This is a genomic window from Kitasatospora sp. NPDC001261, assembly GCF_042896795.1.
Taxonomy (GTDB): domain Bacteria; phylum Actinomycetota; class Actinomycetes; order Streptomycetales; family Streptomycetaceae; genus Kitasatospora.
Genome location: NZ_JBIAXP010000019.1, coordinates 1 through 16,523 on the forward strand (window position 1 = coordinate 1; position 16,523 = coordinate 16,523).

Genomic DNA, 16,523 nt, shown 5'->3' on the forward strand with positions numbered 1-16,523 from the left:
CATGATGGCGGTGAACTCGCCCTGGGGGAACACGACGCTGACGTTGTCGAGGGCGACGACGCGGGTCTCCCCCTCCCCGTAGACCTTGTTCAGGCTGGTGGCTCGGGCGGCCGCGCGGCCGGTGTGGACGGCGGTTGCGGGGAACGTCACGTGGACTCCTCGGGCTGATTAACGGAATGTTTAACTCCGTAACATCATCCCAAGCTGTTCGAATGCGATTCGTATGCCACGCGGAGGGTCGGCCCCCGCCGACCCGGCGGGACGGCGGGGGGCCTTCTCCTCCTCAGGTATGACGCCGGACCCTGAGGACCAAGGGCCCCGGCAGGCTCCGGACGGTTCCGGAAGGGGCCGGGGCCCGGCCGACTACTCGACCGCCACGCCGAAGGCCGCCGCCAGCCCGGCCAGGCCGTTCGTCACCGCCCGCCCGGACGGGCTGAACTCCCAGCCGCCGGAGGCCCGGCGGAACGCCCCGAGCAGCATCGCGCTGTCCGGCACCCCGCCGGTCGGGCCCGCCCAGGCGTCCGGTCCGCCGGCGCCCGGCCCGTACGCGGCGGCGAGCGCCAGCCCGTGCACGTAGCCGAGCGGCAGCGCCGGGTGGTCCTCCTCCTCGGTGGAGACGGCGACCACCACCTCCTCGACGGCGGCTGGCAGCCGGTGCAGGTCCAGGGCCAGCCGGGCCGCCCGGGTCGGCTCGCCCGGCACCGAGCGGGTCGGGTGCAGCCGCACGGCGCCGTCCGGGTCCTGCGGGCTGTTGAAGAACACGAAGTGCTCGTCGCTCAGCACCCGGCCGCCGGCGCACAGGAAGGCGGTGACGTCCAGCTCCACCGCGTCCCCGCCGGCCGTCCGGCTCTGCCAGCTCACCGTGAGGGCGGTCTCGCGCGCCTCCTCGGACCGGTCGTTCGCGGCGGCCGAGGCGGCGGCGGAGGAGGAGCCGTCGCCGCCGAGCCGGCCGCGCAGGCCCTGCTCGGCGAGCAGGGCGACCAGCTCCGGGCCGCTCACCAGGGCCAGCGGCTTGCCCTCGATGTAGCTGTACGAGCCGCGGCCGAAGCCCGCGGTGGTGACCAGGATGCCCTTGATCGCACCGTGGTGGCGGACGGTCGACTCCAGGTCGCGCACCGCCGTCGGCGGGACGGTCTTCTTGTAGCGCTTCGCCTGGATCACGATCGTGCCGCCGGTCACCGGGTCCAGGTCCTCGGCCACCACGTCCACCCCGACGTCGCCGCTGCGGGCCGTGGTCATCACCCGGAAGCCGCGCAGCCGGAACAGCTCCGCGATCAGCTCCTCGAAGTCCAGCGGGTCCATCTCGAACAGGTCCGGCTCGTCCTCGCCGCCGTGCCCGGCCAGGCTCCCGCCGACGCTCTCCGGCCGCCGGTCCGGCCGCACCTCGTCCAGCCGCTCCGGGCGCGCCGACAGCCGGCCGCCCAGGCCCTGGAAGCACTCCACCGGGTCCACCCGGTCCAGCGCCAGCGCGGCGAAGCCCGCCCGGGTGGCGGTCAGGGTGGAGAGGAAGCGCTCGGCCTCCCGGCCGGTCGCCGGGTCGATGCCGAGCACGAAGCCGTTCAGCACCACCGAGTCCAGCAGCCCGTCCCGGTCCGCCCGGAACAGCTCCACCGCCACCCGCAGCGCCGACTGCGCCAGCACCTCCCGGTACAGCGCCTTGCGCTCCGTCGCCGGGCGGGCCACCTCGGCCTCGCGGTCGTCCGACTTCACGTACCGCACCCGGCCGGCGGCCGGCACCACGTCCGGCCCGGGCAGCTCCCAGTCCACCACCAGCTGCCGGCTCCCGGCGTCGAACGCCGCCGCCAGCCGGTGCGGGAAGCCCTCCGGCCAGGCCGCCGAGGCGTACAGACCGGCCGTGAAGTACTCCTGCACCGCCTCCGGCTCGCCCGCCCGCAGCCGGCGCAGCAGCTCCTCGGTCCGGGCGGCCAGCTCCTCCTGCTGCCGGCGGGACTGCTCGACCCCGGCCAGGTACTCCTGGTGGTACGCGGCCAGCCGGTGCTGCCGGTCCACCTCCCGGGCCTGCGCGGCGTACCAGTCCTGCTCGAACCGGGCCCGGGCCTGGGCCAGGTACTGCTCGTACTGCTGCCGCACCCCCGGGTTGCGGGCCTGCACCGGGTCCGGCGGCGGCACGAAGTACCGGGCCGAGGACTGGTCCGGCATCGGCACCGGCTCGCCCAGCGGCCCCGGATCGAAGGGCGGCACCGCCCGCGGCGCCAGCAGGGCCTGCGGGCCGAAGGCCGGCGCGGCCAGCCCGGCGGCCAGCAGCCCCCGCAACTCCTCGACCCGGGCGTCCAGTTCGGCCGTCCGCCGGGCCACCTCCGCCTCCCGCGACTGCTGGTAGGCGCGCTGCGCCTCGCGCTCGCCGCGGGCCGCCGCCTTCTGCACCTCCCGCTGCTCCCGCTCCCGGCGGCGCTGCTCCGCCGCCTCGGCGCGCCACCGGGCCTCCTCCCGGCGCTGCTGCTGTCGCTGCGCCTCCGCCCAGATCGCCAGCACCCCGCTGCTCCGCCGCCCCGACACCGTCCGCCCACCCCATTCGCCTCGCGCCCGATGCGGCCGCCGCGGCGCCGCCTCCCGACCGCGCCGCCGACCGCGCCCGCCACAATAGAACGTGAACACCCCGCCCGGCCAAGCGCCGGTGACCTGCGGGGCTTTCGGGCGGGGAGGAGGGGCCGGCCGCCACGGACCTGACGCCCTGTCGAGGGGGCCGGCGGGCGGGGTGGCAGGGGTGTGGCCCCGCCGGGCCGCCCGGCCTGTCGGTGGCACCGGGTAGTCTCGTCGGCTACCGACGGCCAGGAGAAACGTGACGATCCCCCCGCAGCCCCCGCAGACCCCCGAGCACCGGGCCCGCCCCGCCGGCTGGGTCTCCACCGGCCTGAGCTGGCGGGACGGCCGCGCCGCGCTCGGGGCCGCGCGCGGCGCGCAGGTGCACGAGCGCGCCGTGGCGCCGGGGGTGGAGGTCGGCTGGCTGCTGGGCGGCCCGCGCCGCTGCGTGGGGGCCTGGCTGGCCGGGGCGACGGAGCGCACGCCCTGCCCGCACCACGCGGTGACCGACCCGGGCGGCGGCGCGACGCAGTGCCCGGCCTGCCAGAGCGTGGACCGCGGCCTCGCCCTCGCCCGGGACCAGATCCTCGACGACGGCCGCACCTACCTGCTCTACCTCGCCTGGTTCGGCGAGGGCCTGCTCAAGGTCGGCCTGACCGCCGAGCAGCGCGGCGACAGCCGGCTGCTCGAACAGGGCGCGCTGGCCTACGCGTTCACCGCCCGCGGCGCTCTGCCGGCGGTCCGGCGCGCCGAACTCACCGTCGCCGCCTCGGGCCTGGCCCGCGAGCGGTACAAGTCCCGGATCAAGACCGAGCAGTGGTGGTCGCACGGCGACGTCCCGTACCGCCGTACGGTGCTCGGCGACGCCCGCGCCCGGGCGCACCGGCTGCTGGACGGCCACGCCGTGGAGCTGCTCGCCGACCGGCCGGTGGTCGACCACGTCGAGCGCTACGGGCTGGCCGGCGGCGCCCCGGAGGCGTACCGGGAGATCGCCGGGCTGGCCGACGGCGCGGTGCTCGCGGGCCGGCTCCGCGCGCCGGTGGGCCGGCACCTCTTCCTGGACCAGGCGGACGGCTCCGGCCCGCTGCTGCTGGACAGCCGGCTGCTCACCGGCTGGACGCTCAGCCCGGTCACCGGCCGCGGGTCCGAGGGCCTGGTCCTCCAGGAGCGTCTGCGCCCGCCGGAGCCGGACACCCAGGAGGCGCTGTTCTGAGACCGCCAATGACCGCTCCGACCAGCGTGGTTGCGTAATAAAACCGCAAGGCCTAGCCTCGGCCTTGCGGTTTTAAGTTGCTACCACCTTGGAGCGAGCCCGACCATGATCGCCGCCCACGAGACCTTCGACGGCACCTTCCCGTACCGGCCGCACTTCAGCACCGCCGCCGGCTTCCGCCAGCACTACGTGGACGAGGGCACCGGCCCCGTGGTGCTCTGCCTGCACGGCGAACCCACCTGGGGCTACCTCTTCCGCGACCTGGTCCGCCGCCTGGCCCCGACCCACCGGGTGGTCGTCCCCGACCACATGGGCTTCGGCAAGAGCGCCACCCCGGCCGACCGGACCTACTGGCTGCAGGACCACGTCGACAACCTGGAGGCGCTCGTCCTGGACCTCGGCCTGCGCGAAATCACCCTGGTCCTGCACGACTTCGGCGGGCCGGTCGGCATGGGCCTGGCCGCCCGCCGCCCGGAGCTGATCGCCCGGGTGGTGAGCGTCAACGGGCCCACGCCGTTCGGCCAGCCCGGCCTCGCCGCGGCGCTCGCCGCCAACGCGGCCGAGTCCCCGTGGTTCGGCTGGATCGCCCGGGCGCACGCCGACGGCAGCCTGGACGCCGTCCTCGGCGAACTCCGCCACACCGTCCTCAGCACCCTGAAGCTCAACGGCTTCGAGAACAACGCCCTGATCACCGACACCTGGCTGGCCGCCTACGGCGCGGCCTTCCCGTCCCCCGCGGAGGCCGCCGGGGCGATCGGCTGGGCGAAGGGCTTCGCCACCGGGGCGCACACCTTCGAGACCCCGGGCGCCGAGGCCCGCGCGGCGCTCGCCGCCCTGCCCGCGCTCGCCCTCTGGGGCGCGGCCGACCGCACCCTCGCCGCCCGGCACTTCCTGCCCCTGTTCGCCGAGGCGTTCCCGCGCGGCCGGGCCGTCGAACTGCCCGGCGTCGGCCACTACAGCCCCGAGGACGCCCCGGAGACCGTCGCCGAGCTGGTGGAACGCTTCCTCACCGAGACGGCGGCGGAGACGGGAGCAAGGGGTACGGCGTAGGCCGGCGCCCGCGAGTGGGTGGGCGCCGGCCGGTCGGTCAGCCGCTGAGCAGGGCCAGGAGCTGGTTCGCCAGGCCCAGCGCGGGCGCGGCGGCCTCGCCGACGCTCTGGGCCAGGCCGGCCAGCAGCAGCAGGGTGTTGCGCCGGCTCCTCGGCTCCTCGGCGGCGGGGCTGGTCAGCACCGGCAGGGCCTCGGCGAGGCTCTGCCGGTCCGCCTCGTGGAGCCGCCCGTCCCGGGCCAGGTCGGTGACCACGGCGGCGAGCCGCGCGAACAGCGCGGCGACCTCCGGCGGCAGCGCCTGGTCCCCGGCCGGCCCGTTGTTGTGCTGGATGCCGACGTTGCCGCTGCCGCCGTGGATGGTGACGCGGTCGCCGTACTGGACGTCCGGACGCTCGTTGTCGTTCACTTGCTGACTCCCGTGTTCCCCTGGCCGCCGTAGATGTTGACGCTGTCGCCGAACTGGTACTGCCGCAGGTCCACGCTGATGGTCTGGACGATCTGCTGGAACTCGGCCTGCGGGTTCTCGATCGCGCGGGTGATGGTGGCCTGCAGCTCGAACGCCGGCTCCGCGGTGAGCCAGGCCAGCACCGCGGTCGGCGGGCCGGCGGTGTCCACGGCCAGCACGTACAGGTCGGGCCGGCGCAGCACCGGCCAGGTGAAGATCAGGAAGTAGAGCGCCACGAGGATCATCGCGACGAGGAACAGCGTGCCGGACCCGGAGTCCGAGGACGAGCTGAACGAGCCCGACGATCCGCTGGTGGCCTGCGAGATCACGAGCACCGGCAGGAAGACGACCAGGCCGAAGGCGAGCAGCCGCAGGAGCGCGCGGCGCCGGCCGGGCACGATCAGGGAGGTGCCGACCCGGGCCACGTTGGCGAGCGGGTACGCGGCCTGCCCGATCCAGAGGATGCGGTTGGTGACCGCGACGCGGGTGGTGGTCGGGGTGCCGGCGGGACCGCTCGTGAAGGCCGGCGGCGGGGTGGTGGGCGGCGGCGGCCCGAACGGGGCCGGTGTCGGCGGCCCGCCGGGCGGAGGCGGCGGAACGAACGGGAAGGAGCCGGTCTGTCCGGCCCGGGTCGAATCGGAAGGATCGGTCGGCTGCATGGCCATGTCCCCCAAGGCTGTCGTGCGAGGGAGGACAATGTGCCAGCAGGCTCCGGGTCCGCACAAGTTCATTGTCGTGGCGGATAACTGACGAACCGTCGGTTCGTATGCCCCGGCCCTGGCCCCGCCGACCCGTCGTCCCGCGGGCCGTCAGCCCAGCTTGCCGCGCAGCACGCCGGGGCCGGAGCGGGCCCGGCGGGACCGCGGCGGGCGGGACGGGCGGACGTCGGGGCGGGCGGGCTGCTCGGCCGCCTCCGCGGCCCGCCGGGCCAGTGCGGCCCGGGCGGCGGCCAGCGCGACCCGGGCGAGCAGCGGGTCCTCCCGGACGCCGGCCGCGCGCTTGGCGCTCTGGCAGGCGGTGCACCAGACCGGCGAGGCCGGCCCGTCCGGGTACACCATCTCCTCGGGCGGCAGGTAGTGCCCACCGCACTCGACGCATTCGAAGACGAACCTCATCCGACGATCACCGTTCCGGATCCGTGGCACCGGCCGCAGGGCGACCAGAAGGTGTGGACACTGGGCACCATGCTTCCTTCCTCGTCCAGTTCGACCGTGGCCTCGGTCTTCTGGGTCCCCCCGGACCCGCCGCAACCGGAACAGGACTGAACCTCGGGCATATGCCGTCCTTCCGTAGCGGACACCACCGTAGCGCGATTCCCCGTCAGGAAGCACGGCCCCGGGCGATCCACCACCCGTACGGGTAGCGCGAACCGTCGCCGCACGCCCTGTTCCAGAACGGCGTCGGCCCCTCGCCTGAGCACCAGAGCGAGGGGCCGACCGTCGTGGGGGAGTCGTCAGCCGCGGGCGGCCCGCAGGAACTCCCGGTTCATCGCCGCGATGCTGGGCAGCGGGATGCCCTTGGGACAGGCGGTGGCGCACTCACCGGTGTTGGTGCAGCCGCCGAAGCCCTCGGCGTCCATGGCCGAGACCATGTCCCGTACCCGGGCGGCCCGTTCCGGCGCGCCCTGCGGCAGCACGTTGAGGTGCACCACCTTGGCGGAGGTGAAGAGCATCGCCGAGCCGTTCGGGCAGGCCGCCACGCAGGCGCCGCAGCCGATGCACTCGGCGTGCTCGAAGGCGGTGTCGGCGGTCTCCTTGGGGACGGGCGTGGCGTGCGCCTCGGGGGCGCTGCCGGTGGGGGCGGTGATGTAGCCGCCGGAGCCGATGATCCGGTCGAAGGCCGAGCGGTCCACCACCAGGTCCTTGACCACCGGGAACGCCGCCGCCCGCCAGGGCTCGACGTCGATGGTGTCGCCGTCCTGGAAGTGCCGCATGTGCAGCTGGCAGGTGGTGGTGCGCTCGGGGCCGTGCGCCTGGCCGTTGATGACCATGCCGCAGGCGCCGCAGATGCCCTCGCGGCAGTCGTGGTCGAAGGCGACGGGCTGGTCGCCGCGGGTGATCAGCTCCTCGTTGAGGGTGTCCAGCATCTCCAGGAAGGACATGTCCGGGCTGATCCCGCCGACCCGGTAGGTGGTCATCGAGCCGGGTGCGTCCGGGCCCGCCTGGCGCCAGATGCGCAGGGTGAGGTTCATGCGTAGCTCCGCTGGGTGGGGTGGACGTACTCGAAGTCGAGTTCCTCGCGGTGGAGGACGGGTGCCGCGCCGGTGCCGGTGAACTCCCAGGCGGCGGCGTAGGAGTAGTCCTCGTCGCGGCGGGCGGCCTCGCCGTCGGGGGTCTGGCTCTCGGTGCGGAAGTGGCCGCCGCAGGACTCGGCGCGGTGCAGCGCGTCCAGGCACATCAGCTCGGCCAGTTCGAAGTAGTCGACCAGCCGGTTGGCCTTCTCCAGCGACTGGTTGAGCTCCTGCCCGGTGCCCGGCACCTTGATCCGGCGCCAGAACTCCTCGCGCAGCAGCGGGATCCGCTCCAGCGCCCGGCGCAGCCCGGCCTCGTCGCGGGCCATCCCGCACTCGTCCCAGAGCAGTTCGCCGAGTTCGCGGTGGAAGGAGTCCGGGGTGCGGTCGCCGTCCACCGCGAGGATCAGGTTGAGCCGGTCCTCGACCTCGGCCTCCACCTCGGCGAGCACCGGGTGGTCGGCGGGCACGGCCGGCAGCGGGTGGCGGGCCAGGTAGTCGTTGATGGTGGGCGGCAGCACGAAGTAGCCGTCGGCCAGGCCCTGCATCAGGGCGCTGGCGCCGAGTCGGTTGGCGCCGTGGTCGGAGAAGTTGGCCTCCCCGATCGCGAACAGGCCCGGGACGGTGGTCTGCAGGTCGTAGTCGACCCAGAGCCCGCCCATCGTGTAGTGGATCGCCGGGTAGATCCGCATCGGCACCCGGTACGGGTCCTCGGCGGTGATCCGCTCGTACATCTCGAAGAGGTTGCCGTACTTGGCCTCGACGGCGTCCCGGCCCAGCCGGCGGATCGCGTCGGCGAAGTCCAGGTAGACGCCCTGGCCGCCGGGGCCGATGCCGCGGCCCTCGTCGCAGACGTTCTTGGCGGCCCGGGAGGCGATGTCGCGCGGCACCAGGTTGCCGAAGGAGGGGTAGATCCGCTCCAGGTAGTAGTCCCGCTCCTCCTCCGGGATCTGCCCGGGCGGCCGGTTGTCGCCCTTCGCCTTGGGCACCCAGATCCGGCCGTCGTTGCGCAGCGACTCGCTCATCAGGGTGAGCTTGGACTGGTGGTCGCCCGAGCGCGGGATGCAGGTCGGGTGGATCTGGGTGAAGCACGGGTTGGCGAAGTACGCGCCGCGCCGGTGCGCCCGCCAGATCGCGGTGGCGTTGGAGTTCTTGGCGTTGGTGGAGAGGTAGAAGACGTTGCCGTAGCCGCCGCTGGCGAGCACCACGGCGTCCGCGGTGTAGGAGCGGATCTCGCCGGTGACGAGGTCGCGGGCGACGATGCCGCGGGCCCGGCCGTCGACCACCAGCAGGTCGAGCATCTCGGTGCGCGGGTGCAGCTCCACGTTCCCGGCGGCGACCTGCCGGGAGAGCGCCTGGTAGGCGCCGAGCAGCAGCTGCTGGCCGGTCTGGCCGCGGGCGTAGAAGGTCCGGGAGACCTGGACGCCGCCGAACGACCGGGTGTCCAGCAGGCCGCCGTACTCGCGGGCGAAGGGCACGCCCTGGGCCACGCACTGGTCGATGATCTCCACCGACACCTGGGCCAGCCGGTGCACGTTGGACTCGCGGGCCCGGAAGTCGCCGCCCTTGACGGTGTCGTAGAACAGCCGGCGGACCGAGTCGCCGTCGTTGCGGTAGTTCTTGGCCGCGTTGATGCCGCCCTGGGCGGCGATCGAGTGGGCGCGCCGGGGGGAGTCCTGGAAGCAGAACTGGACCACGTGGTAGCCCTGTTCGGCCAGGGTGGCGCCGGCCGCGCCGCCGGCCAGGCCGGTGCCGACCACGATCACGGTGTGCTTGCGCCGGTTGGCCGGGTTGACCAGCTTGGCGTCGAACCGCCGCTGGTCCCAGCGCTGTTCGATCGGCCCGGCGGGGGCCTTGGCGTCGGCGACCGGCTCGCCGAGGGTGTACTCCAGGTAGCTCATGTCACCACTGCTCACTTCACGCCTCGGGCCACCACTGCTCACTTCACGACTCCGGTCATCACGGCCACGGGGACGGACAGGAAGCCGGCGGTCAGCACCAGCGCCAGGCCGTTCGCGACCAGCTTGAGCGCCCGGTCGCGGCGGGCGTTGTTGGCGCCGAGGGTCTGCGCGGCGCTCCAGAACCCGTGCCGGATGTGCAGGCCGACGGCCAGCATCGCGACGACGTAGAACACGTCGACGTACCAGCGGCCGAAGGAGGCCACGATGTTCTGGTACGTCTGGCCGTGATCGGTGCCCGGGTTCACGGTCAGCGTGGTGAGGTCGAGGATGTGCCAGACGATGAACAGCGCCAGGATCACCCCGCCCCAGCGCATGGTCCGCGTCGCGTAGCTGGCGCGGCGGCGCTTGTGCACGTACCGGCTCGGGCGGGCCGCGAGGTCGCGGCGGCTGAGCTGGTACGCGGAGACGCCGTGCAGCACCACGGCGGCCAGCAGGCCCGCCCGGGCGATCCACAGGAACCACTCGTGGCCCAGGAAGGGCTGTCCGATGGTGCGCAGCCAGGCCGCGTAGCCGTTGATGTCGTCCGGGCCGAAGAACACCTTGAGGTTGCCCAGCATGTGCGCGACCAGGTACAGCAGCATGGCCAGTCCGGTGACGGCCATGACCGCCTTCTTGCCGACGGTCGACCGCCACAGGGTCGCCAGGGTGGACGGATGCCGGGCCGTCCGAGTCGCGGTTGTCATGGCAGCAACGGTAGGGACGGCGGCGAGGGTACGTCCAAGACATGATGCGGCTCATGACGATAGGCATGGGCTATCGATGCGGCCTATCCTGGCCCTGTGCAGCTCCAGCAACTCCGCTACTTCCTGGCCGTCGCCGAGACCCGGCACTTCACCCGGGCCGCCGAGGCGGCACACGTCGCGCAGCCGTCACTCTCGCAACAGATCCGGGCCCTGGAACGGGAGTTGGGCGCGGAACTGTTCCACCGCACCCGGGGCAACATCGCGCTCACGGACGCCGGGGACGCCCTGCTGCCGCTGGCCCGGCGCATCCTCGCGGACACCGAGAGCGCCCGGCTGGCCGTGCAGGAGACGGTGCAGCTGCGCCGCGGCCGGGTCCGGCTGGGCGCACCGCCGAGCCTGTGCACCAGTCTGGTGCCGGACGTGCTGCGGGTCTTCCGGGACCGCTACCCAGGGGTGGCGCTGGTGGTCCGCGAGGGCGGCTCGCGCGACCTGGTCGGCTGGCTGGCGGCGGGGGAGCTGGACCTCGCGCTGACCATCACCCGGCCGAGCGGCGAGCAGGAGCCCGCGCTGGCGGTCACCGAACTGCTGCACGAGGAGCTGGTGCTGGTCGCGGCCGGGCGGCCGGCCCGGCGCAAGGTCCGGGTGACGGAGCTGAAGGGCCGGCCGCTGGTGATGTTCCGGGAGGGCTACGACGTCCGCGAGGCGACCCTGGCGGCCTGCCGGGCGGCCGGGTTCGAGCCGGAGTTCGCGGTGGAGGGCGGCGAGATGGACGCGGTGCTGGGCTTCGTCCGGGCCGGGATCGGGCCCGCCGTCGTCCCCGGCATGGTGGCCGCCCGCTCCGGCCTCGCGGTGACGGCCTTCGCCGGGCCCGGACTGGGCCGCACCATCGCCGTCGCCCACGGCCACGAGGTGCCGCTCACCCGCGCGGCGGAGGCGCTGCGGGACACCCTGCTGGCGCACCTGCGCGACGCCGCCCGGGACGGCGAACTACCGCCGGGAACGCGGCTGTTGCTGCCGTGAGCCCCGGTTCGAGCCTTTCAGCGGTCGGTCACGCGGTGGGCGACGGACCGCCCGCGCGCAGCGTGAGCAGGGTGATCTCGCTCGGGGCGAAGACCCGGAACGGCGGGCCCCAGAAGCCGGTGCCGCGGCTGGTGTAGAGCTGGGTCCGCTCCCCGTGCCGGCTCAGGCCGTGCACCACCGGCTGGTCGATCCGGACGAGGAAGTTGAACGGCCAGATCTGGCCGCCGTGGGTGTGCCCGGAGACCTGCAGGTCGATGCCGGCGGCAGCGGCCTGCGGGACGTACTTGGGCTGGTGGGCGACGAGCAGGACCGGCAGGGCCGGGTCCGCCCCCGCCAGCGCGCCGACCAGGTTCGCGCGGTGTCCGGCCAGGCCGGAGGACTCCGCGGTCACGTCGTCCACCCCGGCGAGCACGAGGGCGTCCCCGCCGCGCTCCACCACGAGGTGGCGGTTGTGCAGCGGCTCCCAGCCCAGGTCCGCCATCCGGTCCAGCCAGCCCTGGGCCTCGCTGCCGTACTCGTGGTTCCCCGTGACGTAGACCTTGGCCAGCCGGGACCGGACCGTCCCGAGCGGCGCGGACTGCTCCCGGCGCTGGGCCGGGGTGCCGTCGGCGATGTCGCCGGCGTGGACCAGGACGTCCGCGTCGAGCGCGTTGACCGCCTCGGCGACCCGCGCCGACCAGTCCGCCCGGTCGATCGGCCCGTAGTGGGTGTCGGCCAGCACCACGACCCTGGTCCCGTCCAGGCCGGCGCCGAGCCGCGGGAGGTGCACGTCCACCCGCTTCACCCGGGGCACGCGCATCGCCTCGTGGTGCCCCCAGCCCAGCAGCCCGGCCGAGACCACGGCGACGGCCACGGCCACGGCCCTGGCCCGGTCGGGGCCGCCGACGTCGAGCCCGGCCAGCAGCAGGTCCACCGAGCCGCCCAGCACCGACCAGGTGAACAGCACCCAGACCACCCCGAGGCTGGTGTCCGCGACGCGGGCGGCCCGGTCGCTGCGCCGCCGCCCGTGGCCCGCGACCATCAGGAAGGGGAAGGAGACCATCCAGGCCGCGAGGACGACCGTGCCGGCCAGGAGGACCGGGAACGGCCAGTCGGCGCCGGAGGCGAACAGGGTCCACCAGGGCGGGAGGCAGAGGAGGACGAGGACGAGCACCAGGACCGCCAGCCGCCGGACCAGGGAACGCCGGCGCCCCGCGCCCCCGCCCGGGGGCTCCGTGCCCGCCTCGGGCCGGGCGGCGGCCGCGACGGTCTCCGGGCCCTCGCGGTCCGCCGACCGGTGTCCCGACTCCAGCCCCATGGATTCGCCTGCTGTCACCGTGTCGCCCTCACATCCGCTGCCGTGCCCCTGCCCCCATCATCCGGCAGACCGTCGCCGACGGTCCCGCCCGGGTGCCGCCGCCGACCGGGCCGTGCGCCACGGGGCCCCGGCGAGTCGTCCCCGCCGGCCCCGAGCCAGGGGCTCAGCCGCCGCCGTAGGTGGACTGGGTGACCGCGAAGACGTTGCGCCCGCCCGTGGTCTCCTGCAGCGACCACAGCAGGTCGGGGCCGGTGGCGTCCTCCCAGTACGAGAGGCTCTCGCCGCCGCCCACCCAGGCGAAGGTCGAGGGGCCCGCGGTCGGGGTCCAGTAGTAGAGCTTCTTCTGCCCCGAGGAGTTGAACCACCACCGGCCGTTGTGGGAGGCCACGCCGTTGAGGTTGTACCAGGGCAGTTGGAGGGCCTGGCTTGCGGTCGTCGTCGCGGCGAAGGTCGTCGCCCCGGCGGCGAACGGGAAGCGGACGGCCCTCGGCGGGCGGTTCGGGTAGTCGACGCAGTCCGCCTGGCAGGTGTACTCCGTCATCACGATCGACCTGCTGACCCGGTCGAGGGAGACCGACGACCACACCAGCTTGGCTCCGGAGGCGGTCTGCGCGGTGACCGTGCCGATCTGGGGCAGCACGTAGGCGTAGTTGTGGGCGTAGTAGGCGCCTCCGGGCTGGCGGCCGATCTGGTCGGCGGTGCCGCCGGTGTCGGTGTTGAGGATCTTGCGCAGGTCGAAGACGCGCATGCCGCGGCCGGTGTCGGCGACGTAGAGGTGGTCGCCGTACCAGGAGACGCCGCCGGCGTGGATCGGGACGTCCTTGAAGTCCGGCGCGGCCGCGGTGCCGGTCGGCTCCACCAGGAGGATCTTGCGGTAGGTGTCGGGGTAGGTGGCGTCCCAGTCGACCAGGGTGATCCGGCTGCGCTGCTGGGCGCCGCCGCAGCCGTCCTTGGTGTACCAGCTCACCAGCACGAGCTGGTGGCCGTCGTAGTTGCCGCTGTTCGCGGTCCCCACGGCGTCCCGGCTCGTGGTGATGCCCTGGGGGAAGCTCTGGCAGTCGGAGTTGTCGCCGTCGTCGAACCGGAAGCCGGTGGTCAGGCCGGCCACGGAGAAGGACGCGGGGAGCGCCTGCCGGTCGTGGTTCGCGTGCTCCATCACCGTGTGCACGGCGGAGGTCCCGAGCGTCGTGGCGAGCGCCGAGTCGAGGGTGTCGTACTGGTGGTAGTCCGAGATGAGGGTGTAGTCGGACGCGGTCAGGGCCGTCGGCGCCGCGGCGGCCGCCGCCGGCGAGGCACCGGCCGGTGTGCCGGTGACGAGCAGGCCGGCCGCGAGCAGCGCCCTTGCCGCTGTTCTGACGTGACGGATCATCAGGGTGGGCCCTCCGTGGGCGATGGATCAACGGGGGCACACACGGTAGGGGCGCTTGGGCATGTCCGCAACACCCGAGGAAGGCCTTGCGTGCGCGCACGACGGAGGCCCGGGGCCGCGGCCCCGGGCCTCCGCGGTGCGTGTGGTCAGGCCGGCAGGACGGCCTCGAGCGCGGCGACCAGCTCCGGCGACTCCGGCTCGACGGGCGGGCGCAGGCGCGCGACGACGGTGCCGTCCAGGGAGAGCAGGAACTTCTCGAAGTTCCAGGCGATGTCCCCGGCCTGGCCCTCGGCGTCGGCGACCTCGGTGAGCTTGGCGTACAGCGGGTGGCGGTCCTCGCCGTTGACGTCGATCTTCTCGAACAGCGGGAAGGTCACGCCGTAGGTGGTGGAGCAGAAGGTGCGGATCTCCTCGGCGCTGCCGGGCTCCTGTCCGGCGAACTGGTTGCAGGGGAAGCCAAGCACGGTGAACCCGCGCCCGGCGTACCGCTGCTGGAGCCGCTCCAGGCCCTCGTACTGCGGGGTCAGACCGCACTTGGACGCGACGTTGACGATCAGCAGCGCCTTGCCCTTGTGGTCGGCCAGCGAGGTGGCCGCGCCGTCGAGGGTGCGCAGCGGGATGTCGTACAGGCTCACGGGGGTGGTCCTTTCGGGAAGTCGTCGGGCCGGGCCTCTTCGTGGGCCACGGTAGCGGCCGTCACCTGGTCAACTGCGGTCGGCGTGCCGATGTTCCGGGCGCGGGGGCGGGTGGGGGCGTGCGGAGCGGCTCGTCCGCCCCCACCCACCCGGCGCGGACGACCGGCGCGGACGGCCGGTGCGTGCGACCGGCGTGCGCGGCCGGTGCGTGCGCCGCGTTACGGCACCAGCGGCCGGATCGCCGTCGGCGCGTGCTCGGGGAGGGTGGCCAACTCCTCGAACTCGTTGACCTTGTCGATGTCGGCGGCGGCCATCGAGATGTTGGTGACCCGCTCCAGGATCGCCTCGACCACGACCGGGACGCGGAACTCGGCGGCCAGCTTCTTGGCCTCCTCGAAGGCGGGCAGCAGGCCCTCCGGCTCGGTGACCCGGATCGCCTTGCAGCCCAGGCCCTCGACGACCTTGACGTGGTCCACGCCGTAGACGCCCAGCTCCGGCGCGTTGACGTTCTCGAACTCCAGGTTGACCTGGTAGTCGATGTCGAAGGCGCGCTGCGCCTGGCGGATCAGGCCCAGGTAGGAGTTGTTCACCAGCACGTGGACGTACGGGATGCGGTGCTGGGCGCCGACCGCCAGCTCCTCGATCATGAACTGGAAGTCGTAGTCGCCGGAGAGCGCGACCACCTGCCCTCCCGGGTCGGCGGTGGCGACGCCCAGCGCGGCCGGGATGGTCCAGCCGAGCGGGCCCGCCTGGCCGCAGTTGATCCAGTGCCGCGGCCGGTAGACGTGCAGCAGCTGCGCGCCGGCGATCTGGGAGAGGCCGATGGTGGTGACGTAGCGGGTCTCCGGGCCGAACGCCCGGTTCATCTCCTCGTACACGCGCTGCGGCTTGAGCGGCACGTCGTCGAAGTGGGTGCGGCGCTGGAGCCGGGCCCTGCGCTCCTGGGCGGCGGCGGCCCAGGCGGTGCGGTCCTTGAGCGCGCCGGCGTCCCGCAGTTCGCGCGCCACCTCGACGAACAGCTCCAGCGCGGCCCCGGCGTCGGAGGCGATGCCGAGGTCCGGGGCGAAGATCCGGCCGAGCTGGGTGGGCTCGACGTCGACGTGGACGAAGGTGCGGCCCGCGGTGTAGACGTCCAGGCCGCCGGTGTGGCGGTTGGCCCAGCGGTTGCCGATGCCGAGGACGAAGTCGGAGGCGAGGAAGGTCTCGTTGCCGTAGCGGTGCGAGGTCTGGAGGCCGACCAGGCCGGCGTTGAGCGCGTGGTCGTCCGGGATGACGCCCCAGCCCATCAGGGTGGGGACCACCGGGACGCCGGTGAGTTCGGCGAACTCCCGCAGCAGCTCGGCGGCGTCGGCGTTGAGGACGCCGCCGCCCGCGACGATCAGCGGGCGCTCGGACCGCTGGAGCAGCGCGACCGCCTTCTCGATCTGGACGCGGTTGGCGGCCGGCTTGTAGACCGGCAGCGGCTGGTAGGCCTCCGGGTCGAAGTCGATCTCGGTCAGCTGGACGTCGATCGGCAGGTCGATCAGGACCGGGCCGGGGCGCCCGGAGCGCATCAGGTGGAAGGCCTGCTGGAACACGCCGGGGACCTGCGCGGCCTCCAGCACGGTGGTGGCGGCCTTGGTGACGGGCCCCGCGATCGAGGCGATGTCGACGGCCTGGAAGTCCTCCTTGTGCAGCCGGGCGACGGGCGCCTGGCCGGTGATGCAGAGGATCGGGACGGAGTCGGCGATCGCCGAGTACAGGCCGGTGATCATGTCGGTGCCGGCCGGCCCCGAGGTGCCGACGCAGACCCCGATGTTGCCGGCCCTGGCGCGGGTGTAGCCCTCGGCCATGTGGGAGGCGCCCTCGACGTGCCGGGCCAGCGTGTGCCCGATCCCGCCGGCGGCCTTGAGCGCGGCGTAGAACGGGTTGATGGCCGCGCCCGGCACGCCGAACGCGACCTCAACGCCTTCGAGCTTGAGGATCTCCACGGCCGCGCGGGCGGCTGTCATACGAGGCATCGGATCTCTCCTGCGTCGGCCCGCAGTGGCTCGGAGGGCTCATCTCCTGAATTCCACCATACGGAAGAACGGTTTCTGT

The 16,523-nt window shown here is 73.9% G+C and carries 14 protein-coding genes and 1 pseudogene; 3 read left to right on the forward strand and 12 right to left on the reverse strand.

What is annotated here, in order from left to right; translation table 11 throughout:
* Together ACFY4B_RS24750 and ACFY4B_RS24755 are read right to left on the reverse strand one after the other, a co-directional pair.
* Positions 1-150 (reverse strand): annotated as a pseudogene (locus tag ACFY4B_RS24750) (ABC transporter ATP-binding protein); the annotation flags it as partial.
* A gap of 213 nt (positions 151-363) precedes the next feature.
* Positions 364-2,493: a restriction endonuclease gene (locus ACFY4B_RS24755; protein ID WP_387971017.1), complete on the reverse strand. Its 2,130-nt coding sequence runs from the start codon at positions 2,491-2,493 to the stop codon at positions 364-366.
* 307 nt (positions 2,494-2,800) lie between these two features.
* Between ACFY4B_RS24755 and ACFY4B_RS24760 the strand changes: the two genes are divergently transcribed.
* Positions 2,801-3,754, forward strand: coding sequence for a DUF2797 domain-containing protein (locus tag ACFY4B_RS24760; RefSeq protein WP_387971020.1), 954 nt, complete (start codon positions 2,801-2,803; stop codon positions 3,752-3,754).
* Between the two features lie 105 nt (positions 3,755-3,859).
* Positions 3,860-4,804, forward strand: a complete 945-nt coding sequence (locus ACFY4B_RS24765; RefSeq protein ID WP_387971023.1) for an alpha/beta fold hydrolase — start codon at positions 3,860-3,862, stop codon at positions 4,802-4,804.
* Between the two features lie 37 nt (positions 4,805-4,841).
* On the opposite strand, the gene ACFY4B_RS24770 is transcribed toward ACFY4B_RS24765, so the two are convergent.
* From ACFY4B_RS24770 to ACFY4B_RS24795, 6 genes are all read right to left on the reverse strand, one after another.
* Complete coding sequence (locus ACFY4B_RS24770; RefSeq protein WP_387971026.1) at positions 4,842-5,210, reverse strand: hypothetical protein; 369 nt, start codon at positions 5,208-5,210, stop codon at positions 4,842-4,844.
* On the reverse strand, positions 5,207-5,914 hold the full coding sequence (locus ACFY4B_RS24775) for a DUF6232 family protein (protein ID WP_387971028.1): 708 nt from the start codon (positions 5,912-5,914) through the stop codon (positions 5,207-5,209). The genes ACFY4B_RS24770 and ACFY4B_RS24775 overlap by 4 nt, the downstream gene beginning before the upstream one ends.
* Before the next feature lie 144 nt (positions 5,915-6,058).
* Positions 6,059-6,364: a hypothetical protein gene (locus tag ACFY4B_RS24780; protein ID WP_074003642.1), complete on the reverse strand. Its 306-nt coding sequence runs from the start codon at positions 6,362-6,364 to the stop codon at positions 6,059-6,061.
* A 338-nt stretch (positions 6,365-6,702) separates the two neighbouring features.
* Positions 6,703-7,440, reverse strand: coding sequence for a succinate dehydrogenase/fumarate reductase iron-sulfur subunit (locus tag ACFY4B_RS24785; RefSeq protein WP_049652719.1), 738 nt, complete (start codon positions 7,438-7,440; stop codon positions 6,703-6,705).
* Positions 7,437-9,380, reverse strand: a complete 1,944-nt coding sequence (locus ACFY4B_RS24790; protein WP_380742607.1) for a fumarate reductase/succinate dehydrogenase flavoprotein subunit — start codon at positions 9,378-9,380, stop codon at positions 7,437-7,439. Before ACFY4B_RS24790 ends, ACFY4B_RS24785 begins: the two co-directional genes overlap by 4 nt.
* Before the next feature lie 38 nt (positions 9,381-9,418).
* Entirely contained in the window at positions 9,419-10,123 is a 705-nt protein-coding gene (locus tag ACFY4B_RS24795) for a succinate dehydrogenase cytochrome b subunit (protein ID WP_049652714.1), read from the reverse strand.
* Positions 10,124-10,219: 96 nt separating this feature from the next.
* Here ACFY4B_RS24795 and ACFY4B_RS24800 point away from each other — a divergent pair, with 96 nt between their 5' ends.
* A complete protein-coding gene (locus ACFY4B_RS24800) occupies positions 10,220-11,143 on the forward strand; it encodes a LysR family transcriptional regulator (protein WP_375875018.1) in 924 nt (307 codons plus the stop codon).
* Positions 11,144-11,171: 28 nt separating this feature from the next.
* Here ACFY4B_RS24800 and ACFY4B_RS24805 read toward each other — a convergent pair whose 3' ends face one another.
* From ACFY4B_RS24805 to gcl, 4 genes are all read right to left on the reverse strand, one after another.
* Positions 11,172-12,440 (reverse strand): metallophosphoesterase, encoded by a 1,269-nt coding sequence (locus tag ACFY4B_RS24805; RefSeq protein ID WP_387971360.1) that lies wholly within the window; start codon positions 12,438-12,440, stop codon positions 11,172-11,174.
* Between the two features lie 163 nt (positions 12,441-12,603).
* On the reverse strand, positions 12,604-13,809 hold the full coding sequence (locus ACFY4B_RS24810; protein WP_387971033.1) for a hypothetical protein: 1,206 nt from the start codon (positions 13,807-13,809) through the stop codon (positions 12,604-12,606).
* A gap of 146 nt (positions 13,810-13,955) precedes the next feature.
* Positions 13,956-14,444, reverse strand: coding sequence for a glutathione peroxidase (locus ACFY4B_RS24815; RefSeq protein WP_387971036.1), 489 nt, complete (start codon positions 14,442-14,444; stop codon positions 13,956-13,958).
* A gap of 218 nt (positions 14,445-14,662) precedes the next feature.
* Positions 14,663-16,444 (reverse strand): glyoxylate carboligase, encoded by a 1,782-nt coding sequence (gene gcl, locus ACFY4B_RS24820; protein WP_387971039.1) that lies wholly within the window; start codon positions 16,442-16,444, stop codon positions 14,663-14,665.
* Between the last annotated feature and the right edge of the window lie 79 nt (positions 16,445-16,523).